The sequence below is a fragment of the Maricaulis maris genome (assembly GCF_049116555.1).
Classification (GTDB): Bacteria; Pseudomonadota; Alphaproteobacteria; order Caulobacterales; family Maricaulaceae; genus Maricaulis; species Maricaulis maris_C.
Map to the genome: position 1 here is coordinate 342,339 of NZ_JAGDYT010000025.1, position 20,331 is coordinate 362,669.

The 20,331-nt window shown below is 56.8% G+C and carries 19 protein-coding genes; 12 read left to right on the forward strand and 7 right to left on the reverse strand.

Annotated elements, in window-relative coordinates; translation table 11 throughout:
• Positions 1-129: 129 nt before the first annotated feature.
• The 6 genes from JXQ94_RS15830 to JXQ94_RS15855 form a co-directional block, all read right to left on the reverse strand.
• The gene (locus JXQ94_RS15830) at positions 130-507 is read right to left on the reverse strand and encodes a DUF3489 domain-containing protein (RefSeq protein WP_421924740.1); all 378 of its coding nucleotides are present in this window, start codon (positions 505-507) and stop codon (positions 130-132) included.
• Positions 508-646: 139 nt separating this feature from the next.
• Positions 647-1,141 carry a DUF5681 domain-containing protein gene (locus tag JXQ94_RS15835; RefSeq protein WP_421924741.1) on the reverse strand — a complete coding sequence of 165 codons (495 nt, stop codon included), beginning with the start codon at positions 1,139-1,141 and terminating at the stop codon, positions 647-649.
• Positions 1,138-2,448 (reverse strand): site-specific DNA-methyltransferase, encoded by a 1,311-nt coding sequence (locus tag JXQ94_RS15840; RefSeq protein WP_421924742.1) that lies wholly within the window; start codon positions 2,446-2,448, stop codon positions 1,138-1,140. Before JXQ94_RS15840 ends, JXQ94_RS15835 begins: the two co-directional genes overlap by 4 nt.
• Positions 2,449-2,752: 304 nt before the next feature.
• Positions 2,753-3,478 carry a hypothetical protein gene (locus JXQ94_RS15845; RefSeq protein ID WP_421924743.1) on the reverse strand — a complete coding sequence of 242 codons (726 nt, stop codon included), beginning with the start codon at positions 3,476-3,478 and terminating at the stop codon, positions 2,753-2,755.
• 37 nt (positions 3,479-3,515) lie between these two features.
• On the reverse strand, positions 3,516-3,716 hold the full coding sequence (locus tag JXQ94_RS15850; protein ID WP_421924744.1) for a hypothetical protein: 201 nt from the start codon (positions 3,714-3,716) through the stop codon (positions 3,516-3,518).
• The gene (locus JXQ94_RS15855; RefSeq protein ID WP_421924745.1) at positions 3,713-4,207 is read right to left on the reverse strand and encodes a hypothetical protein; all 495 of its coding nucleotides are present in this window, start codon (positions 4,205-4,207) and stop codon (positions 3,713-3,715) included. Before JXQ94_RS15855 ends, JXQ94_RS15850 begins: the two co-directional genes overlap by 4 nt.
• 95 nt (positions 4,208-4,302) lie before the next feature.
• Here JXQ94_RS15855 and JXQ94_RS15860 point away from each other — a divergent pair, with 95 nt between their 5' ends.
• The 9 genes from JXQ94_RS15860 (at position 4,303) to lspA (ending at position 17,336) form a co-directional block, all read left to right on the forward strand.
• Complete coding sequence (locus JXQ94_RS15860; RefSeq protein ID WP_421924746.1) at positions 4,303-4,506, forward strand: helix-turn-helix domain-containing protein; 204 nt, start codon at positions 4,303-4,305, stop codon at positions 4,504-4,506.
• Between the two features lie 527 nt (positions 4,507-5,033).
• Complete coding sequence (locus JXQ94_RS15865) at positions 5,034-6,857, forward strand: ATP-dependent nuclease (RefSeq protein ID WP_421924747.1); 1,824 nt, start codon at positions 5,034-5,036, stop codon at positions 6,855-6,857.
• Complete coding sequence (locus JXQ94_RS15870; RefSeq protein WP_421924748.1) at positions 6,844-8,664, forward strand: UvrD-helicase domain-containing protein; 1,821 nt, start codon at positions 6,844-6,846, stop codon at positions 8,662-8,664. Before JXQ94_RS15865 ends, JXQ94_RS15870 begins: the two co-directional genes overlap by 14 nt.
• A gap of 350 nt (positions 8,665-9,014) precedes the next feature.
• Positions 9,015-10,370, forward strand: coding sequence for a phospholipase D family protein (locus tag JXQ94_RS15875; protein ID WP_421924749.1), 1,356 nt, complete (start codon positions 9,015-9,017; stop codon positions 10,368-10,370).
• A gap of 173 nt (positions 10,371-10,543) precedes the next feature.
• Positions 10,544-10,864, forward strand: coding sequence for a hypothetical protein (locus JXQ94_RS15880; RefSeq protein WP_138512773.1), 321 nt, complete (start codon positions 10,544-10,546; stop codon positions 10,862-10,864).
• Positions 10,865-10,906: 42 nt separating this feature from the next.
• On the forward strand, positions 10,907-12,220 hold the full coding sequence (locus tag JXQ94_RS15885) for a TolC family protein (RefSeq protein ID WP_138512771.1): 1,314 nt from the start codon (positions 10,907-10,909) through the stop codon (positions 12,218-12,220).
• Positions 12,217-13,545 (forward strand): efflux RND transporter periplasmic adaptor subunit, encoded by a 1,329-nt coding sequence (locus JXQ94_RS15890; RefSeq protein WP_421924750.1) that lies wholly within the window; start codon positions 12,217-12,219, stop codon positions 13,543-13,545. Before JXQ94_RS15885 ends, JXQ94_RS15890 begins: the two co-directional genes overlap by 4 nt.
• Complete coding sequence (locus JXQ94_RS15895; protein ID WP_421924751.1) at positions 13,529-16,669, forward strand: efflux RND transporter permease subunit; 3,141 nt, start codon at positions 13,529-13,531, stop codon at positions 16,667-16,669. Before JXQ94_RS15890 ends, JXQ94_RS15895 begins: the two co-directional genes overlap by 17 nt.
• Before the next feature lie 190 nt (positions 16,670-16,859).
• Positions 16,860-17,336 (forward strand): signal peptidase II, encoded by a 477-nt coding sequence (gene lspA, locus JXQ94_RS15900; RefSeq protein WP_421924784.1) that lies wholly within the window; start codon positions 16,860-16,862, stop codon positions 17,334-17,336.
• Between the two features lie 19 nt (positions 17,337-17,355).
• Here lspA and JXQ94_RS15905 read toward each other — a convergent pair whose 3' ends face one another.
• Complete coding sequence (locus tag JXQ94_RS15905; protein ID WP_421924752.1) at positions 17,356-17,802, reverse strand: MerR family transcriptional regulator; 447 nt, start codon at positions 17,800-17,802, stop codon at positions 17,356-17,358.
• A gap of 64 nt (positions 17,803-17,866) precedes the next feature.
• On the opposite strand from JXQ94_RS15905, the gene JXQ94_RS15910 reads away from it, so the two are divergent.
• The 3 genes from JXQ94_RS15910 to JXQ94_RS15920 all read left to right on the forward strand — a co-directional run bounded on the left by JXQ94_RS15910 (position 17,867) and on the right by JXQ94_RS15920 (position 20,277).
• On the forward strand, positions 17,867-18,505 hold the full coding sequence (locus JXQ94_RS15910; RefSeq protein WP_421924785.1) for a cation transporter: 639 nt from the start codon (positions 17,867-17,869) through the stop codon (positions 18,503-18,505).
• Positions 18,506-19,060 (forward strand): PEMT/PEM2 family methyltransferase, encoded by a 555-nt coding sequence (locus JXQ94_RS15915; RefSeq protein WP_421924753.1) that lies wholly within the window; start codon positions 18,506-18,508, stop codon positions 19,058-19,060.
• An 845-nt stretch (positions 19,061-19,905) separates the two neighbouring features.
• The gene (locus tag JXQ94_RS15920) at positions 19,906-20,277 is read left to right on the forward strand and encodes a hypothetical protein (RefSeq protein WP_421924754.1); all 372 of its coding nucleotides are present in this window, start codon (positions 19,906-19,908) and stop codon (positions 20,275-20,277) included.
• Positions 20,278-20,331 lie beyond the last annotated feature (54 nt).

Consider the following 20,331-nt stretch of genomic DNA (forward strand, 5'->3'; position numbering starts at 1 on the left):
TCTCCTGTGATGCCACCTCGCGGGATGCGAGGGGCTGCACTGAGACAAGCCCGGGTCCTTGAAGCGGAGCCGTCCGGGCGTGGTGAGCATGCATGCTCGGGTCGGGCAGGAAGTCCAGTCCGCCTGTGCTCAACCGGGCCTTTGGTCCTGCAGGATGCGGTAGGTTGATCGTTTCTGGCCGGGCAATCGGTCTCGTGCGATCACATAACCTTCTTGGCGAATATCCGTCAGCACGGCCGACAAGGCGCCGCTGGACCATTGGAAGCGGTTCTCTATCGCCTCGGCGCTCGCGCCATCGGGATGTTTGAGCCAATCGATCAAGGCTGCGCGCTTGGTGTGCGGTCGCCGGCGCCTGGCGGTCTGAAGCCTGGATGGCATATGGGCCTGTTCGAGCAAGGCCGAAATTGCGGTCAGTCGCGGTCGAAGTTCAGGGCAATCCGTCAGCTCGCGGGCTTCCAGACATTGTCGCCGCGCTTCTTCAAGAAGGTCGTAAAGCGGATCAGTCATGTGAAGTCTCCTGTTCCGTCACCACCGCTCGGGTCGGGCAGGAAGTCCAGTTGCCGGATACACACCGGCCCGCCTTGAGGAACAAAGGCGGGCCGTGGCGGTGTAACTATTCTGTGCTGTCGCCAATCGGCGCTGCGACCTAGCTGTCGCCGTCTGCCTTCTCAACATCATCAGGCAGATATCCATCCCAGCGTTCGATCACGCTCGGCGTGCCGTCAGGATGGTAATCGATCCGCTCGCCCGGCTGCTTGTAGCACTCCTCCTCAGGGATCGTGGCGTGAACCAATTCAACAACGATCTTTTTTGCTTCATTCTTCTCCTTGGCGAGGCGGCGCGCTTTCTCGGCGGCGTGTTGGGCCTCAAGCTCGTGAACCTTGTCAAAGGCCTTCGGATCGCCCTTCAGGGCCTTTTCCAAAAGCCGGCGAGCGACAAGTTCCTCACCGCTCATCATCACGGTCTCGCCATTGATCCTGACCGGGCGCCTCTCCGCCAGAATGTCAGACATGTGAGCAGCAACATCCTTGGGCAGCTTTTTCGGCCGGCCACGCGGATTTCCGCTCTGGCCCTTCTTGAACTGCGTGGCCTTGGGTGGTTTGCCGTATCCCACCTCGTAGTCGGACTTGTCCTGGCTCATTCCTCATCCTCCCAGTCCAGACGAATTTCACGCACCAGCGAGAAGCGCTCACCCGTCGCCTCCAATCGAGCGTCCTCGCCCGACGCGGCTTCGAACCTCGATATGATCAGATCGCAATAGCGCGGATCCAGCTCGATCAGTCTCGCAGAACGGCTGCAGCTTTGAGCTGCCAGCAGCGTCGAACCCGATCCGCCGAACGGATCGAGCACGATCCCGTCCATCGCCGTCACATCCTTGATCGCATCCATCACCATGGCTGTCGGCTTCACGGTCGGGTGCATGGCCAGCTCGTCCCGCCGGCCGATCACGCCCGGATAGTCCCAGACATTGGTGCGATTGCGGCCAAAGCGACCCAGCTGGACGTTGTTGGTGTGACGCCCGCCTCGCTTGGCAAAGACAGCGACCAATTCGTGCTTGGACCGATAAAGCGAACCCATGCCACCAACATCCTTGTTCCAGACGCAGATGTTCTTGAGCTCGCCGATCTCTTGCTCGCCAGCCGCAACCAGCTCGCAGATATGACGCCAGTCCATGCAGGCAAAGGCGATCCCGCCCGGCTTCAGCACCTCGCAGATCCGTGCCGCAACGGTTTGCAGGAAACCCGAGAACTCCGCGTCAGACATCTCGCCTGACGCCATGACAAACTCGTCGTGAGTCTTCTTTCCCAGGCCGCTGACATGGCCAGCGATCGGCACATTGTAGGGCGGGTCCGTGAAGCAGGCATCCACGACTTCATCCCGAAGCAGCGCACGATAGGTCCCCGCATCCAGGGCGTCGCCACAAACCAGTCTGTGCCGACCCAGTATCCAGACGTCTCCAAGCCGGCTGACCGCGGGCCCGTCGTCCGGCGAGGGCACAGCCTCGGGCTCCGCACAGTCGTCCTCTCCTGCCAGGATCACATCGATCTCGCCTGTTTCGAAGCCGATCGTCTCGATCTGGAAATCCAGATCCATCTCGATGAGATCGCCAATCTCCAGTCTCAGGAGATCGTCATCCCAGCCAGCGGTCTCAGCCAGACGATTATCCGCAATAATGTAAGCTCGCTGCTGCGCCGCGGTCATGCCGGAGAGCCGCATGATAGGTACTTCGCCAAGTCCCAGGGATTTCGCGGCCTCCAGCCGACCATGACCGGCAATGATCTCAAGGTCGTCACTGACCAGGATCGGGTTCGTCCAGCCAAAGGTGCGGATACTGGCAGCCACCTGCTCGATCTGTCGCTTTGAATGCGTGCGGGGATTGTTCGGGTAGGGCTTAAGCGAGCGGATCGGCAGGGTCTCCACACGCAGGTCTCGGATGGACGCGGTCATGACGCGCCTCCAAAGACAGGAAGCGGACAGCGGCGGATAACCTCAGCTGCTAAGTCTTTGAACTCGGGCTCGCAGGAGCAAAGGGACCGGCCGGTCGGCAGATACGCTATGCAATAGAGCCAGAATTTCGACTGTGTACCGTTTCGCTGGTCGTCGACGTCGATCAGACGGCTTGCGAAATGGTGGTGGCCAGCGATAGGCCGGGGTGGACTAAAATCGGGCATAAAAGCCTCCTCATCAAGAGTTAGAGAAGGCTCCCAATTGAACAATGCGATTGCTTGCCGGTAGCGACGAAAGGGTCCCGTTAGCCTTGAGCGGTCATTTTTCGCTTTCTGACAAACGCGTCGATGTGGCGGCGCACGGCTGACCCGAGGTGGTCGCTGGACAGTGTCGTGATTACATCGGTAATCCAGATGCCGGCTGGCGAGGTTGAAGTTGAGGTGTATTCGTCATGTGACGCGTTCCAGCTGGTGACGTTTGTGCCGGTGCTTCGTTCCCAGAACTCGCAGAGTGTTTCGACCGTCTGTTCCAGAGTGTATTGGCGAGGGCGGCCTTGCCCTTTTGCTGGCGAGCCATCACGTTTCTTTGGCGGTGTGGAGAGGGTCTCCAAGGCAATGTGAGCGGCGCTCTTGAGCGTTGTCTCTTTGATCCTTTGTTCAAAAAGAGCCTGCGCGACTGAGTCCCCCGCGCCCACCTCATCAAGAGGAGCAAGACTCCAGAGCGCGTTGATCAAAGCGCTTTCCGCCCCGCCATTCAGCTGCGCCACAGCCTGAGCGGTGGGGTGTTTGAGAAAGGCGTTTAACCCGTCACGTGCCTGCTTGCGCGTAAATGCCTCGGGACCGCGTCCATGTCCGCAAAGATGCGAGACGGAGATCGAGTACAGCTCCTGGCGAACTGCGTCTCTGTCCAGGTCGGGCGAATGCCGGCTCAGCTCATCTATCCACCGGTCCAGCTCGGGTCCGTCGAATGCAAGCGGCGGCATGTCGGACCATCCGTCTTCACCCCAGCGAGGTTCCTTGGGCTTTGTCATGGCGCAGAACTCCTTGTCTGCGCCAGAGCGACCGCTTTCAGGTGTTTTGGTCAACTATTGTTTGGGCGGCTTTGACCAAAACCAAAGCCGCCTCAATGCGCTTGATCAGTGGCGCTAGCGTGGTCGGAAGCGAACCGGCCTGAAACTGGATCGCCTGCACCGCAGCGTTTTCCAGTTCGCCCGTGGCCTGCGCAGCCAGGTGATGAAACAGATCCAGATCGTCCGGATCTGCACTCACCGGTCAAACGCCGCGGCGAGCGCGGATGCAACAGCGCCCATCGATGCGAGCCGATACTGGGCGTACCGGTCCTGGCTTGTGTGGCGTGGATTGGGTGTCAGGCTCATCTTCTTGGATCCGACATTGGCAACGGTCTTGACCGCACCGGATGGCATAAGCCAGGCCGTTTCCATCTGAGCCGCTAAGCCATCCATGGCGACCGCGAGGAGAAACAGACTGGCATCGTTCCGCCAGGTGTTTAGACCGACATCGAACTGCACTGTCCGGGGTCGGTCCTCACTCAGGAAGGTCCAGCTCTTGACCTGCAAACCGAGCGAACGCCGCGTGACCTTGTCATGGACCATCACGTCAATTCCGTCGTCATCGACCAAGGGGACATAGCTGGAAAGGCGACCCTGCGACGCAAGCATGAGCTGACACGCGATCATGATCTCGGCGGCTGTACCGAGCTGGCCTGACGTTGGTCGTGCATATTCTGGACGGGTCATCATGGTGACCACACAAGGCTTGGGCAAAGGTCGAAGTCAACGGAAAAAGAGACTCATAGTCTGTAGTCTGAAAGTATGCGTCGGTGTCCGTTGCCTGAATGGATATTCGCCAGCGGCTCGCCGATAACATGCGCAAGTACAGGCGCGAAAAAGAGTGGTCCCAAGAGGAGCTGGCCCACCAGGCCGGCGTGCATCGCACCTACATTTCTGGCGTGGAGCGGCTCGTGCGGAATCCGACAATCACGATTGTTGGACGGATTGCGGGTGCGCTGGGTGTGACGGTTGGTGATCTGGTGGATTGAGGTCTGCTTTGGCGCGGGAGTGGGCTAAGCTAGGGCTTGTTTCGCGTGCTGGCGCGATGAGGCCGTCGCATAAAGCGTTGCCTCAACTGAAGTCGCCTATTTGCCTTTCTGGACGGCTTTCGAGCACACTCGATATCGCTTGTGGGGGAGCCATCGCCGCGAACATGCGCTCCAAATCGGCGATACTCGGCATGTCTTCGGGGAATTCACCCCAATCAACCATCGTGCGGATTGTAGGGCTTCTTGATCAAATTAGTCAGAGGCCAGCCAGGGTATATGTGGTGCAATTACCGGGTGTGTACTGGGCTGAAGGGTTCCACCATCGTCGGGATTGGCGACGATGCGAATTGTGACCTGAGACTCAAGTGCCCTACGATAAAATAGGAGTTCCGTCCGGCCAAAGCTATCGCTGACGCCTGCTTTCGGGATAAACGTGGGGTAGTAGTGCCGATTCCAATGGGGGAAATGCATTGAGAGCCTGTCGTGTCAAAGTTAGCCATTTTCGAGGTGTCAAAGACGCAACGATCATGCTTCCGCATCATGCTGTGCTCATCGGCGATAATAATACTGGCAAGACAACAATTCTCGATTCGCTCGACCTTGCGCTGGGTCCAGACCGCCTCAACCGCAGGCCGCCAATTGATGAACATGATTTCTATCGGGGTCAATATCTCGCCAAGGCAACGTCTGACTCACCGGCCGAGGGTGAGGATGTCGCACCGGAGGAGGGCGACGGCAAGCCGGTAGCAGGCGAACCCGCGAATGCGGCGGACTACGAAGCACCGTGCATTGAGATTGAAGTTACGGTGACAGACCTCTCGGAAGAGCAGAAGGCCCGCTTCGGCGACTATCTCGAATTCTGGGACTCGACCACCGATGCCTTGTACGACCAGCCCGACCCAGCCGGGGTCGACCCGGCCCCTATCGCCGAGGCGCTTCGCGTCACTTTCCATGGTTGGTACGACCCCGAAGAAGATGACTTTGAGGGGCGGACATACTTTTCCCGAAGCCTTTCCGAAGGCGCCAACCCCGTCCCCTTCAGCAAGAAAGACAAGCAGTTATGCGGCTTCTTGTATCTACGGTCACTCAGAACGGGTTCACGGGCATTGAGCCTGGAGCGGGGAAGCCTTCTCGATATCATTCTTCGGCTCAAGGAGGTGCGCCCACAGATGTGGGAAGATACCTTGGGAACACTCGCTGAGTATTCCATTGCCGCCGACCCGGCTCTCGGCATTTCAGGTGTCCTCGAGAGCATCAACAAAGCCCTGAAGAAATACGTCCCCAAGGAATGGGGTGTCGAGCCACATTTGAAGGTATCCAATCTGACCCGCGACCACCTCCGCAAGGTGATCACGGCGTTTATTGCCACCGGTGAAGGCAAACATGCGGCACCTTACTTCAGACAGGGGACCGGCACCATCAACATGCTGGTTCTTGCCATGCTGTCCCAGATCGCAGCCGATAAGCAGAACGTCATCTTTGCGATGGAAGAACCGGAAACGGCCATCCCGCCCTATGCGCAGAAAAGGATTGTACACGAAATCCGCAAACTGGCCTCGCAAGCCATCTTCACTTCTCATTCGCCCTATGTGCTTGAGGAATTCGCGACAGAGGAAACTGTTGTTCTCGGTCGTGACACAGACGGGGCTCTTTCTCGAAAGCCGATTGAGCTTCCAGCCAACGTCAAGCTGAAGCGCTACAGACAGGAATTCCGCACCCGCTTCTGCGAAGGGCTGCTGGCACGCCGCGTTTTGATTGCCGAAGGCCCGACAGAAGCGTCCGCTTTTCCCGTGGCGTGTCGACGGCTCGCAGAGATCAATCCTGGCACATACAGTTCCCTTGAAGCCTTGGGCATTTGCGTTGTCGATGCCGATGGAGAGAAAAACATCCCAGGCATGGCAAAGCTGTACCGGGAGCTCGGAAAACGCACTTTCGCTCTATGCGACCAACAGGACGCCGCGAACCAGACCCTGATTGAAGCGGAAGTCGATATCCTGCTCATGCATGCCGAGAAGGGCTTCGAGGACCTAGTACTGAAAGGCACAACTGAGGATGCGCTCAAGCGCTTTGCCGCTTTACTCGATTGGCCGGGTCACCTCACCGCAAAGTATCCGGACCCATCCGCTGATGTTTTCAATGCCCTTGCCGATTATTTCTCATGGTCGAAGGGGAATTGGGGCATCGCCGACTTCTTTGCCCAGTGCACAGAGGGTGAAATTCCGGAGTGGGTGCGAAACGCCTGTGCTCAACTGAAGACAGCCTGCGACCCAGCCCCGCCTGTGGATGAGGCGGCTGAACCCGTCGGCGAGAGCGATGCTGATCCGGGGGTGTCTTCGGATGGAGCTGACTGAGAAGCAAATTCAGGTCTTGGAAGCTGACGGCCACCTCCTTGTTACCGGAGGGCCGGGGTCTGGCAAGACAACCATTTCCATATTCAAGGCCGCTCAGCTTGCCGAGACTGTCCTCCGGCCAGGCCAAAAAGTGCTGTTTCTCAGCTTTGCCAGAGCGACAGTGTCTCGGGTCGTGGAAGCCATCGAGTTCGAGCAAAAAATCACCAAGGAAATCAAACGCCGGATAGACGTTGAGACCTACCATTCCTTCTTTTGGCGCATCCTCCAAGCGCACGGTTACCTCGCAGGGCTTCCAAGGGACCTCACGATTCTGACGCCTTCGGCCGAAGCGATTGCCCTTTCGGAAATCCGCAATGGCCACGGAGCAGACAACAAACTGACCGAGCCTCAGAAACAGGCGAAGCGAGCGGCGGAGACGGCTGAGAGATACCGTTTGGCCACTGACGGGGGGCGCATCTGCTTTGACCTCTTCGCACCATATGTCGGTGACCTGCTGCATGGGAGCGAGACACTGAGACGGCTTATGGCCACCATGTATCCCGTTATCATCCTCGATGAATTTCAAGATACGAACGCAGAACAATGGCGTGTGGTTCAAGCGCTCGGGGTCTTCTGTCGCCTTATTGCGCTTGCCGATCCGGAGCAACGCATTTTCGATTTCATCGGGGCCGATCCGGAACGACTAAATCATTATCGGGACGCCTTTAGCCCAACCGAGATCGACTTCAGTACCGACAACCATCGAAGTGGCGGTACTGACATCGCCACATTCGCGAACGACATTCTGAAGGGAACCTTTAGCCAGAGTTCCTACACAGGTATCGATTGCGAGCTTTTCGAGCCGTTCCCGGACCCGGCCATGACCAAACTGGTAACGACCACCTATTTAGCCCGTAAACGTCTTGTCGCATCCGGCAAATCTGATTGGTCCTTGGCTGTGCTGGTGCCAACGAAAAAAATGACCCGCCTCGTGTCGGACAAGTTTCGGGCACCACCGGCCGGAATGCAGCCCATTGCCCATACCGCTGTCGTTGAACTCGAAGCGGCTATTCTCGGATCAGAGATTATTGCGCATTTGATGCAGCCCGACACGGACGGTAGTCATTTTTCCGAATTCATTGATCTGGTCTGTAACTACTTTCAGGGAAAGGGCGGTGATCGCCCGACAAGCGGCGCTCTCAAAGAGGCGGCAGTTGTCCGTAGTGCCTACGACAAGTGGCTTGCGGCACTTGCCGCTGGGAAGAAACCGCATGCGAAAAGCATGATCCATGCGCTATCTTCTGTGTATGAACAAGCAAGGGCGATTTCCTTGACTGGTGCCCCGGACAAGGATTGGCGGTCGGTACGATCCGTTTTGGAAGCGGGCGGCTGTTCGCGTTTAAAGGAGATCGGTCTGGAGGTTCGCAATATTCGTCTCTTGGAGCGTGGTGGCCAATTGCGTCAGGGCCTCACACAGGACTGGCGGGATAACGGCTCCTATGCGAACGCGCACGCAATCGTTCAGCAAGCCTTTGTCCAAGAGCATTTCGCGACGGGAAGTAAGCCTGAGACCGGCGTGATCGTGATGAACATGCACAAGGCCAAGGGAAAGCAATTCGATGAAGTCATCATCTTCGAGGGCTGGCCGCGCAGGAAAAAGGGAAACATCGTCGCAAACCTCGACCGTATTGTGCGCAACAATGACCGAGCCGAAATCAACGACGGATCACGCCAGAACTTTAGGGTAAGCGTCACCAGAGGGCGGCAGCGCACTACAATTTTCACACCCAAAGGTGATCCGTGTGTGTTGCTGATTCCTGATAGATAGGGAGCAGCCTTCCTGAAGCCTATGACTTAGAAACCAAAACAACGGTCTAAACCCTGCCCTTCCTCGGCTTACGGCGAAGCTCAGCCAATTTCCGCTTCCGGGATTGACCTGAGACCCATTTGGTCCCGCATTTGAATTGAGAGCCTGTCGGTACGGCTGTGCAAACTATGGGAGTGGGCCTCACTATCGATGGATTGTAACATCCCTTGGCCGGCATTCAGGGGGCTGGGCAAGCGCCGCTTGTGGCGCGTCGGCCACCATCCTGGCTTCATACCTTCAAAGGCTTTCCTGCCTGAAAGTGACGGGGGTGCCAAACTTATACTTGAATAGGTCCTCTTACCGGCGACAGATTGGCGACTGCACCGCCGGTGATCAGTGGGCGGGTCCAAAAATCCAATCAGGGGACGCAGGTGCTGAGAGACGTTTACGCCAATTCGAAATCGGGTGGGTTCACGATCAGTTTTTTCTCGGCAGCCGGGCGCGGCGCAACGGACGCGCTCTTGGCCAGCCCATTCTACTCGGACTATTCAGCAGTCGAGGCGCTCTCACAACTCGGGTGCCGCGTGAAGTTATTGGTGAGGTTGTGCGAAACCACGACGCCGGAAGCGCTAAGGAAGGCGTTCCAGGATCCGAATGTCACTGTGCGCTATTACACGGATAGGCGCTTCCATGCGAAGTTATACATCGTCGGCGATAGCGCTCTGGTCGGGTCTGCGAATCTCACAGACGCGGGCCTCAATGCAAATCGCGAAGTTTCGGTAGTTCTTCAGCGTGGAAGGGATGCGGCATTCGAAGAGCTGCCTGGCCTGTACGATTTGCTTTGGGATTCCGCGGACACCCTGACCGCGTCAGTGCTGGAGCGATATGAGAAAGCATATAAGACAGAGCGGAGCGGGCGCAGCGATGAAGACTTCGACCGCAAGCTCCGGGACTATATCGATCCGTGCGAGCCTCCGAATATACGCGTCGGCAGCGACGAGGTCTCTCACCGCCGCAGCTTTCTTCAGACCTTCCGTCGGAAATACGATGAACTCCTGCATCCGGCATTCACTGAGGTCCGAGACGCGTTTTTGGCGGCTGGCGAGCACCGCCCCGAGTTCGATACAGACCGAATTGACGTGGAAATCAGTCGCTTTCTCGGGTGGCTGCGCGTCGTCCACGCACCAGGCGAAAGCTGGAATGATACGCCTTTGCTTTCCAAGTCAGAACGGGCTGGAAAACTAGAATCCTACCGAAAAGATTGGCTCGCCGCGCCTGAGGTATCAGCGAGCGACATGATCCAGGTTGAAGGCGAGGTAGGCAATATTCGGGCTATCGAAAATGCATTCGGGTCAGAAGAGGCTCTCGACGCCCTTAGCTACGACGAGCTATTCGATGTTCTGATCGGCTGCCATGCCTTTCGAGAGATGCTGCGCTTTACGCAAGGAGGGCTGGAGGGGCTTCGCCAGGACTTCAAACGGCGAAACTCGCTCGATGCGATAAAGAAATGCCTCACTCATCTTGCATTAGGAACAGGCGATCCCATCGAACGGGCGTACGACTGCATCTACGATGAGCGGTTCCGGTTGTCCCGTTTTGGTGAAGCCTGCGTGATGGAGCTTCTTGGCTGGGTCGAGCCCAGCTATCCGCCGATCAATGGTAGGACCATCAAAGCCTTGCGATTCTTGGGATTTGACGTGGCAAAGATGGCCGCATCTGAAGGTTAGAGAAAAGACGTGTCGCGATCCACAGTGTCAAGAATGCCCGACATTTTGCGCATAATTGGCAGTACGAGAATAGGTTCCGCTGCCCTTTGTGAGATGCCATTTGGCAGCTCCGCCAGCGTGACCGGGAGATTCGGCGGCTTTCAATCGAGAAGAGTTTGAACTAAGAATTGGGCATGCGGATCAGCTTGCAGTTCATAATTTTGATTGCCGTGACAATTTCAATGGGCGGCGAAGCCATGCTGGCAGCCTCGGCTGATCATGACCATCATGTCGATAGCGTGTTAGATATCGAAAGCCACGGGCCGGCTGACACGGACCATGGTTCGCACGCCCTGCATGGATGTGGCGTCTGCCATCATGTCGTTGGTAGTCGATCGCTGCTCCTGGTTGTCGACATGACCGCTACAGAGCACCATTTTGATCTCTCCAGTGAACGCGTTTCTTCACGCGCACTAGAACCACCATTCCAGCCCCCGATTGAAGTTTCAGTCTGACCTATTCGTCCAACTGAAACTAACAATCGGAAATTATTCTAGATGAAATCAAAATTTGTCGCCTGGCCAAACTGGCTAGGGCGGAGAGCTGTGGCAGCAATCGTGCTTGCCGGAGTCTCCATCGGCGCAGCTGAGGCTCAAACGACCTCTGCTGACCCGTTGAACCTTTCTGGTGCGCTAAGTCTCGCGCTGGAGAATAACCCAATAACTGGAGCGGCGCGTGCAGAAATACGCGCCGCCGAAGCCGACGCGCTGCAGGCCGGGCTGTGGGATAACCCCACTCTTGGAGCAGAAATAGAGGAATTCGGATCTGATCGCGGAGGTCTCGGCGATGCGGATACCACCTTGTCGATCAATCAAACGATCCCCCTAGGTGGTGATCGAGGGCGAGCTCGCGAGGCTGCAAACGCTTGGGCTAGTGCCGCAAGCGCGGAACTCGCACTTCAACGAAACCGTCTCTTGGCCAGCACCGCGCAGGCATACGTTGCCGCACAAGCGGCGTCAGAAACATTGTCATTGCGAATGGAGTTGTTGGAAATTGCCAATAATTCCGCTGACGCGATCCGTTCCCGCGTCGAGGCCGGTCGGGCTTCTCCGATCGAACGAAACCGAGCGGATATGCTCGTTGGGCTGGCCACAATTGCCGCCAACGATGCCGCTAGCGCACAATCGGCAGCTAATAATCAACTCGTTGCGATCTGGTCTGGAGGACCGGTCAACGGCGAGTTGGCGCCGCCACTTCAGGCGTTCGATCTGACCGCCTACTCTGACGCTCAACCGGTAAATTGGATATCCGACAATCCTGAGCTTCTCCAACTCAGGGCCATTACGCGCGCACGTAGCCAAGAAATTCGTCGAGAGCGTGCCGCTGCGATTCCGGATCTTACCGTGGGAGCCGGCGTTCGGCGCTTCGGAGGCACCGATGAAACAGCGTTTGTCGCAACCCTTGAGGTCCCTATTCCGGTTCTGAATCGTAATCAGGGCGGTGTCGCTGCTGCGGCGTCGCGCGAAAATGCAGCGCGGCTCAACGAAGAGGTGATGAGACGATCTTTGATCGCTCAATATGCCTCATCGGCTGGTCGTTTCGCACGAGCGCAATCGACCTATACGCAACTCAACGAGAACATCCTCCCGGCGTCTGAAAATGCGCTTGGGGCCGCGCAAGGGGCGTATCGTGAAGGGGCTCTAGATATCCTCAATTTCCTGGATATCCAGCGGTCGTACTTCGATGTGCGAGTGGATCTGATTACTGCTCGCGCCGAGCTGGCGCGTGCCGCGATCGAGCTTGATGTCCTGGCAGGCGCGCCGCAACTCAATCGACTGGTTGAAACCAACTCAGAGGAGGCAGTACAATGACCAAAAACAAAATCAATCTCCTGCTGATTACGGCCAGCGTTCTGGCTCTAGCGGCATGTTCTCCTGAAAGTCAGAGCGAACAATCTGGAAATGGCGATCGCTCTAGCGTCGCAGACAACGTGACATCCGAAACTCGACACGACGATCATGGCGAGGATGAGAACCACGCCGAAGCGGAGGGCCATGCCGAGGATGACCATGGAGACGAAGGCCACGAAGATGACGATGGTCATGGTGAAGACAACGAGCACAGTGAAAGTGCTGAAGTTCATCTCGATGCCAGCCAAATATCTGATCTTGGTATTGTCGTGTCTCCTGTCTCCAGCGGTGCGGTTGACGGCATTCTTGAGCTGCCCGCTGAAGTTGGTTTTGACCTGAATCATCTCGCTCACGTATCGCCTCGGGTATCTGGCATTGTGCGTAGCGTCGCGGTGGCTGAGGGGGATCGTGTTGAGGCAGGCGACGTGTTGGCAGTTCTAAACAGCCGCCCGCTCGCTGACGCCAAGGCGTCCTACCTTTCAGCGCGCGCCAGATTGGATCTGGCTGAAAGTTCTTTCGAACGTGAAGAGCGTTTATGGGAACGCCAGATCTCTGCGGAACAGGACTTCCTGGATGCCCGACGGGCGCTTGAGGAGGCTCGAATTGAGGTTCGCAGTGCCGGCCAACAACTCGATGCATTGGGCGTTGATGTGTCGTCTCTGCCTCGAATGGTGGCATCGTCAGATGTATCGCTTACCCGATACGAGCTGGCAGCCCCGATTTCCGGCACGATTATCGAGCGCCACGCCGTGCTTGGAGAGGTGTTGGAAGAAGGTGCTCAGCCACCTGCGTTCATTGTGGCGGATACTGATTCAGTGTGGGTCGATGCGGCAATCTACGGCGCTGATCTTGGGCGGATTCGCTCAGGTGCACCGGTTTCAATTGACCCTGGTGACGGTGGTCCACCAATAGAGTCAACCATCGACTTCGTGAGCCCTCAAATCGGTGAGAGGACGCGAACTGGTCGTGCTCGAATTGTCATTGAAAATCCAGGAGATCGGTTGCGGCCCGGGATGTTTGTGACGGTGTTTGCGGCGGCTTCTGATGCCCAACCGACAGTACGCGTGCCAGTTACAGCGCTCCAGACAGTGGATGGCGAAACGGTTGTTTTCGTTCGTAGCGCGGATGGTTTTGAGGTTCGTGAGGTCCGCTTAGGGCGAAGATCGGATCGCTTCGCGGAAATCCTGTCAGGCGTCAGTCTGGGCGAGATGATCGCCACGACCGAGACGTTCTCGTTGAAAGCAGAATTGCAAAAAGGGGAGTTCGACGATGGACACGCGCACTAACTCCTCACAACAGGCCGCTGGTTTGACGGGCTTGCTACATCGCATTGCCGGAGGGCGCCTTCTTGCGGCTCTAGCATTTGCGTTCGTCCTCATCGGCGGAATCGTCACATTTCGGACCATGCCAGTAGACGCGTTTCCGGATGTAACACCCACGCTCGTGCAGGTGTTCACAGAAACTGAAGGTCTCGCTCCGGAAGAAGTCGAGCGATATGTCACGTTTCCCGTAGAAACGTCCATGAACGGGCTGCCCCGGCTTCGCGAGGTGCGGTCGACGTCAAACTTTGGTTTGTCTGTCGTCAACATCTACTTCGAAGATGGCGTTGATATCTATTGGGCGAGGCAACTCGTTGGTGAACGGCTACAACAAGCCAGAGAAGAAATTCCCGAAGGATTTGGTGATCCCGGAATGGGGCCCATCACCACTGGGCTCGGGCAAATTCTATTCTATTTCCTCCAAACATCGGACGAGAGCCTCGACGGCGTTCAGCTGCGTACGTTGCAGGACTGGCAGGTCAAATTCGACCTTCAAACGGTACGCGGCGTGACGGAAGTGTTGTCACTCGGTGGCTTCGAGCAGCAATATCAAATCAATGTTCGCCCAGACGCTTTGCTTCGCTATCAGCTAGCGATCGAAGACATTGTCGCGGCTGTTGAGGCCAATAACGCAAATGCGGGCGCTCAGTTTCTCATCGAGAACAGCGAGCAATACACCGTGCGTGCAGTTGGGTTGGCCCAAGGAATTCACGACCTCTCCGACATTATCGTGAAGGTCGAGGACGGCGTGCCAGTTCGTGTTCGCGATATCGCGAACATCGAGATTGGGGGCGCCCCGCGGCAAGGCATGGCCACCATGGACGGGGAAGGCGAAGTCGTTGCCGGCCTCGTGCTGAAACTGCTCGGCGCAAACACGAATGAAGTGATCGCGCGCGTTCACGATCGGATGGAACGGATCAATGCGTCTCTCCCGCCCGGCGTGACGGCTGTTCCCTATTATGATCAGTCCGAGTTGGTTGGCGCTGCGGTTCGCACGATGACCACAGCTTTGTGGCAGGGTGCGCTACTCGTAGCTGTGATCCTATTCCTCTTCCTTCGAGGCTGGCGCCCAAGCTTGATCGTTGTGGCTTCGATCCCATTTTCGGTGGGTTTCGCATTGCTCTCGATGCAGTTTTTCGGCGTTTCTGCAAACCTCATGTCCCTAGGCGGTATCGCCATCGCCATTGGGATGATGGTGGATGGCGCGGTCGTCATTGTAGAAAACGCGAACCGCATATTAAACGCGTCAACCGAGGGCGAGGACAAGCGAGCGCTTATCGCGAACGCGTGTGCGGAAGTGCTGCAACCGCTCATTTTCGCAATCCTGATTGTGGTCGTTGTGTTCGTACCGATCCTGACGCTTGAGGGTGTCGAAGGAAAAATGTTCCGGCCGCTGGCGTTTTCGGTTGTCTTCGCGATGGCCGGGTCGTTGGTTTTCGCCGTGCTACTGGCACCTGCGGCGTCGATGCTCGGGTTGAAGATCGGCAACAAGTCGTCAAGTTCTGATGAGCCCGACTTCTACGAACAGCGATTTGCGCCACTTGTGCGCTTTTTCGTTCATAAACGGTGGGCGGCGCTCGTACTTGCAGCCGCAATGCTCATGGTTGGCGGCGCGATTTTCCCGCGTTTGGGTTCTGAGTTTACGCCACGAATGAATGAAGGCGATTTGCTCGTTCGATTGACAATGGCTCCGTCGATTTCACTGCCGGAAGCTCGGTCAACCGTCACCCGTTTCGAACAACAATTGCTCTCCAACTTCCCCGAAGTTGAGCGCATTGTAACACGTATCGGACGCGGAGAGGTTGGTGCGCATGCTGACCCCGTCAACAGCGCAGAGGCGTTCGTAGCTCTCGCCCCGCGGGATCAGTGGGAAACCGCGAGGACGCAAGAGGCGCTCCTAGCGCTGATGAGTGAGAGCTTCGAAGCGTTCCCTGGTGCCCGGTTCAACTTCACGCAGCCAATCGCTGCGGCAACCGACGAGTTGTTGACCGGAACGAAAGCTGATTTGGCAATTAAGCTGTTCGGAGAGGACATGGCTGTCCTCGAGGATTACGCAGCTCAAATTGCAGGCGTCATTCGCGAGATTTCCGGGTCGGCTGATGTTCAAACCGATCAGGTAACAGGGGCGCCGCAACTCCGGATAACGGTGAACCGAGAAGCGATAAGTCGATATGGCTTGAACGTAGAAGATGTTCTCTCTGTGGTCCGAACCGCTATCGGTGGTTCGCAAGCGGGTCAGGTCTTCGAAGGGGTTCGGCGGTTTGACATCATCGTACGCTATCGCGAGCAAGATCGACTGAATGCCGAACGTATCAGCCGGATTGTTCTGAACGGCCCAGGGGATGAGATAATCCCACTGAGCCAGGTTGCGACCGTTGAGCGGATCGAAGGGCCTCGCCAGGTCACGCGTGAAAATGGCCAACGGTACATCACCATCCAAACCAATGTCCGTGAACGCGATATTGGATCGTTTGTAGCGGAAGGCCAGAATGCCGTTGCTGGAAACATTGAACTTCCGCCAGGGTATTTTGTTGAATGGGGTGGCCAGTTCGAGCTTCAACAACAAGCCAACGCGCGGTTTGCGATCGTGATTCCGGTCACTCTGGGTGTCGTGTTTTTGCTTTTGCTATTCAGCTTTGGTCGATTGAAGAGCGCACTGCTCATCATTGCCAATATTCCACTGGCCCTCGTCGGAGGAATAGCGGCGCTTTGGCTGACGGGGCAAAACCTATCTGTCCCGGCATCGGTTGGCTTCATTGCACTGTTTGGCATCGCTCTCGGCAACGGTATGGTCTTGGTTTCTTTCCTCGACCGGTTTGCCAAAGAGCGTCTGGATGTTGATGCCTTCAGTGTCGAGGCCGCGGTGCGCCGTGCTCAACCCGTCTTGATGACCGCGACAACTACCGGGCTTGGCCTGATGCCGTTGTTGTTTGCATCGGGGATCGGTTCGGAAGTGCAGAGACCGCTCGCCGCCGTAGTGATCGGCGGCTTGGTCACCTCGACCGTTCTGACCTTGTTGGTTCTACCGGCTGTCTACAAGTGGTTTGCGCCACATCCACAAAAGCGCGCTTCGGAACACCTGCCTACCTAACCGAAGGCAGGTGAGGATCTGGTGGGGCAACCCTTTGTTCTTGCACCCACCAGATCCGCCGGCAGCCCCGGGCGTCTTGTCCCCCCGGCACAGTCGCTCGGGGCAGTTTGGTCCACTTAATTGCGTTGCGCTCGACTAGAGGGAAAAACGGAAGATGCGAGCAATTCGACCCGCCTACATTCAGAGCAAGATGTTTGGCCTTCGCCGGATAGGCTCAGTGTACTTAGTTTTTTGGGTGTTCTTAGTCGCGTTCGATTTGATCGTGAAATCCCAAATCGAACGCCTGCTTGTTGATGTTGGCACGTCGGTGCCGCTGGTGCCCGGGTTCAACCTAACGCTCGGCCACAACAGGGGCGTTAGTTTTGGGATATTGGATAGCGATCATTGGATCGCGCCCTATCTTCTCTCGAGTGTGGCTGTCGGTCTCGTCGTTGCTGTCTTGATTTGGACCGCACAGCAGAAATCGAAACCTGTTAATGCCGCCGGTATTTTGTTTGCGTCAGGTGGGTTGGCCAATGCTATCGATCGGCTCGGCGACGGAGCTGTGACAGACTTCCTTGATTTTGGATGGCAAGCGTTGCGCTGGCCCACCTTCAATCTGGCCGACGTCTTCGTTTTCATAGGGGCGGCATTGTTACTTCTCGGATGGAAGCGGCTCAAAGTTTAAGGTGCCGGGGATACGTTGATCACTTTTTTCCTATCCGTGCCGGGCTGTGATCTGACAAGCATTTCGTATGATCGAACAGGCTGGTGACGATCTCGCAACTGCCAACCTTGCCGCCTGCACATCCCTCGATCATACGTTTGAGCTCATGCTCAAGAACGCGTAGCTGCCCGATGCGTTTTTGCGTCTCGACAAGATGATGACGAGCCAGCTCGTCAGCCCTTGTGCAATCTGTACCAGGGTTCTCCTGCAGGTCGATCAAGTCACGTATCGCCTCGACGGTAAAACCAAGGTCGCGGGCATGCCGGATAAATCCAAGCAGATCCACTGACGCTTGATCGTAGACCCGGCGGCCGCTTTCTACCCGCCTCGGTTCTGGCATCAAACCAACGCTCTCGTAATAGCGGATCGTCGTCACTTTGACGCCGGAGGATTTTGCCGCTTTGCCGATACTGAATTCTTTTGTCATTTTCTTCTTGCTTCTACAGTCACTGTAGAAATTAGACTCCATGTCAAAGGTAGGAGTCAAGAAAATGAGTTGTTGCTCAAACGACAAAAAATTCGACGGCACATCAGTTGCGTATCGTCGCGCCCTATGGGCTGTCATTCTCATCAATCTGGTGATGTTCGCCGTCGAGATCACAGCCGGGTTCGCCTCCGGCTCTCAAGCCCTTAAAGCCGACGCCCTCGACTTCGCCGGTGACACCATGACCTACACCATCAGCCTGCTGGTAATCGGTTCGAGCCTGGCGTTACGTGCTCGGGCCGCGCTCTTTAAAGGCGGCCTGCTAATCGTGATCGCGGTCTCGGTGCTCGGTATGACGCTGATGCGCGCCCTGTCCGGCGAACCGCCCGTCGCGGAAACCATGGGCATCGTTGGCTTCGCAGCACTCCTTGCTAACGCGGCCAGCGTCCTCATCCTCCTCAAATGGAGAGACGGTGATGCAAATGTGCGCTCGGTTTGGCTGTGCTCCCGCAATGACGCCATCGGCAATGTCGGCGTGATGATCGCCGGTGGGCTTGTAGCCCTAACCGGATCGGCTTGGCCCGATCTTGTTCTGGCCTTCGCATTGGCCGCGCTCTTCACACGCTCTGCATGGTTGATCTGCAGTCAGGCGCTTGCCGAGCTGCGTAGCCACAACCACCCCATCGCTGAAGCCGGAGACGCCTAAATGTCGCCCTTACTTACGATCGTCGTGGGGTATGTCCTCATCAACGCCGTGCTCGCCGTCCCGTTCACGCTGCAAGCCCGCGCAGATTTCCAGCGCCAAGGGAAATGGTCTCGACCAACGGCGGTCTTCTCGGGGGTCATCATGCATGGGCATTTCCTCGCAACGCTCGGGCTCGCGTGGCTAGACCGTGGTAGCTTGTTCGCACCGAACCTGATCTCGCTTGCATTGGGTGGCGCACTCTTTCTTGGCGGCGCATTTGTTATCTTTCTCGGACGCTACGCCTATGGTTCGCAGGAGCGCGTTTATGGTCTCCTCGAAGATGAGCTGATCCAACACGGGATCTATCAACGCACCCGCAATCCTCAGTATGTGGGTTATGGAGCCATGTTCGTCGGCAGTGCGGCGGCCGCCGGATCAACATTCGCGCTTCTGTCGGCAATCTCGTTCTTGGTGATAATCCATGTGTTCATCACCTGGGTCGAAGAACCGCACATGAAACGAACCTTCGGGGAGCTGTTTGAGTGTTATGCTGGAACTGTGCGGAGATATTGGTAGTTCAACGCGTACCACTGGGATGTGCCGCAGGATGCAGATTAACCCAGTTTGGTTTGTCGACGGAGTAGGTCGTTTACAGACGAGCTAGCTCAGTGCGGTCAATGACGACTGCAGCGACAGGACCAAAGCGCAATCGGGCTCGCCCGTTCGCTCGCACTGGCCCGTGATTTTTCTCAGAAGTGCAGCGAGCTGTTTCAGGGCCTCAAACTATTGATGGATGTGCGATTGGTAGCTTTATGTAGCCTCTGCGATTCGCTGGAACGAGTATGGCTGGCAATCTGGTAGTTCGAGAAGCTCTCATGCTTCTGCGTGTGCGCAGCGTGAGGCTCCATCAGATGACGATGGGTTTGAGTCGGCACGTCTGAATACGTCGTCTTTGCCAGAGCGTAATCCGTTCCGGTCTTTGAGCGTTTCGCCTTAGCTTAACCGCCTAGCCGCTGTGGGTGATCCAGAAAGCTCTCGCCGCCCGGAAACGAGGAGGTTGATCAACAATCGACCGAAAATTCATATCAGCCGCTCCGGTTGGGCAGGAAATGCATGCCTCGCTTTCGGTCAATGCAAAGCCTTCAGAAATTTGCCGCGGTCCAAGCCTCAGTTCGCAACCACTTCAATCTCGAGCGCCACCTCTATTCACGGCCTGACTTTGAGAATACCCGCGCCACCGCGCTGGACGACAAGCGTCAAATCGCGGCCCGCACTAGGCCCAAGTTATGGAATTCGAGGTCAGCCCGTTTTTGTCGTTCAGCATCGTGTTAAGGCACAACCCTGTGACACTTTGCGTGAGGGAAATCCTCATCTGGATCGTATAGGGTGTCGTGATTGGAACCAAGAGGAAGTTCCCGATTTTGACTTGGCGGTATTTCAGCCTGATCCTGTTTTTGCTCGGTGCGCTTGCGCTGGGTGGGACGGACTATGGGCCTGATGCGCGTGCCGATGTCATGCAGACGGCTGACATGGTCGCGATGACCGATCATGATTGCTGCCCGGACGTCACGGATATGGTGGAGTCAGACGGGGCGCAGCAGGCACAGCCCTGTGACGACATGGATGGATGTTCCGCAAATAAGTGCAGTCTGGCCTCCTCCTTTTCGACCCTGATCCCGAGTGGCCCGGCCTCTCGTCTGGCATCGGGCCTCGTCGAGCGCACCGCTCGCCAGGTCATGCTAAGGCCGGTTTCCAATACGCCTGACAATCTGGACCGTCCTCCACGCGCTTGACGAAGCCGAGCCTTGTTGATGGGCTCTTTGTCACTTCGTTCTGCCCGCATCGGA

Coding starts and splice junctions, on each gene's coding strand:
- JXQ94_RS15830 (WP_421924740.1), bottom strand. CDS start 507: ATGACTGATCCGCTTTACGACCTTCTTGAAGAAGCGCGGCGACAATGT.
- JXQ94_RS15905 (WP_421924752.1), bottom strand. CDS start 17,802: ATGACAAAAGAATTCAGTATCGGCAAAGCGGCAAAATCCTCCGGCGTC.
- JXQ94_RS15835 (WP_421924741.1), bottom strand. CDS start 1,141: ATGAGCCAGGACAAGTCCGACTACGAGGTGGGATACGGCAAACCACCC.
- JXQ94_RS15890 (WP_421924750.1), top strand. CDS start 12,217: ATGACCAAAAACAAAATCAATCTCCTGCTGATTACGGCCAGCGTTCTG.
- JXQ94_RS15845 (WP_421924743.1), bottom strand. CDS start 3,478: ATGACAAAGCCCAAGGAACCTCGCTGGGGTGAAGACGGATGGTCCGAC.
- JXQ94_RS15915 (WP_421924753.1), top strand. CDS start 18,506: ATGTCGCCCTTACTTACGATCGTCGTGGGGTATGTCCTCATCAACGCC.
- JXQ94_RS15840 (WP_421924742.1), bottom strand. CDS start 2,448: ATGACCGCGTCCATCCGAGACCTGCGTGTGGAGACCCTGCCGATCCGC.
- JXQ94_RS15885 (WP_138512771.1), top strand. CDS start 10,907: ATGAAATCAAAATTTGTCGCCTGGCCAAACTGGCTAGGGCGGAGAGCT.
- JXQ94_RS15860 (WP_421924746.1), top strand. CDS start 4,303: ATGGATATTCGCCAGCGGCTCGCCGATAACATGCGCAAGTACAGGCGC.
- JXQ94_RS15910 (WP_421924785.1), top strand. CDS start 17,867: ATGAGTTGTTGCTCAAACGACAAAAAATTCGACGGCACATCAGTTGCG.
- lspA (WP_421924784.1), top strand. CDS start 16,860: ATGTTTGGCCTTCGCCGGATAGGCTCAGTGTACTTAGTTTTTTGGGTG.
- JXQ94_RS15870 (WP_421924748.1), top strand. CDS start 6,844: ATGGAGCTGACTGAGAAGCAAATTCAGGTCTTGGAAGCTGACGGCCAC.
- JXQ94_RS15895 (WP_421924751.1), top strand. CDS start 13,529: ATGGACACGCGCACTAACTCCTCACAACAGGCCGCTGGTTTGACGGGC.
- JXQ94_RS15880 (WP_138512773.1), top strand. CDS start 10,544: ATGCGGATCAGCTTGCAGTTCATAATTTTGATTGCCGTGACAATTTCA.
- JXQ94_RS15865 (WP_421924747.1), top strand. CDS start 5,034: ATGCTTCCGCATCATGCTGTGCTCATCGGCGATAATAATACTGGCAAG.
- JXQ94_RS15855 (WP_421924745.1), bottom strand. CDS start 4,207: ATGATGACCCGTCCAGAATATGCACGACCAACGTCAGGCCAGCTCGGT.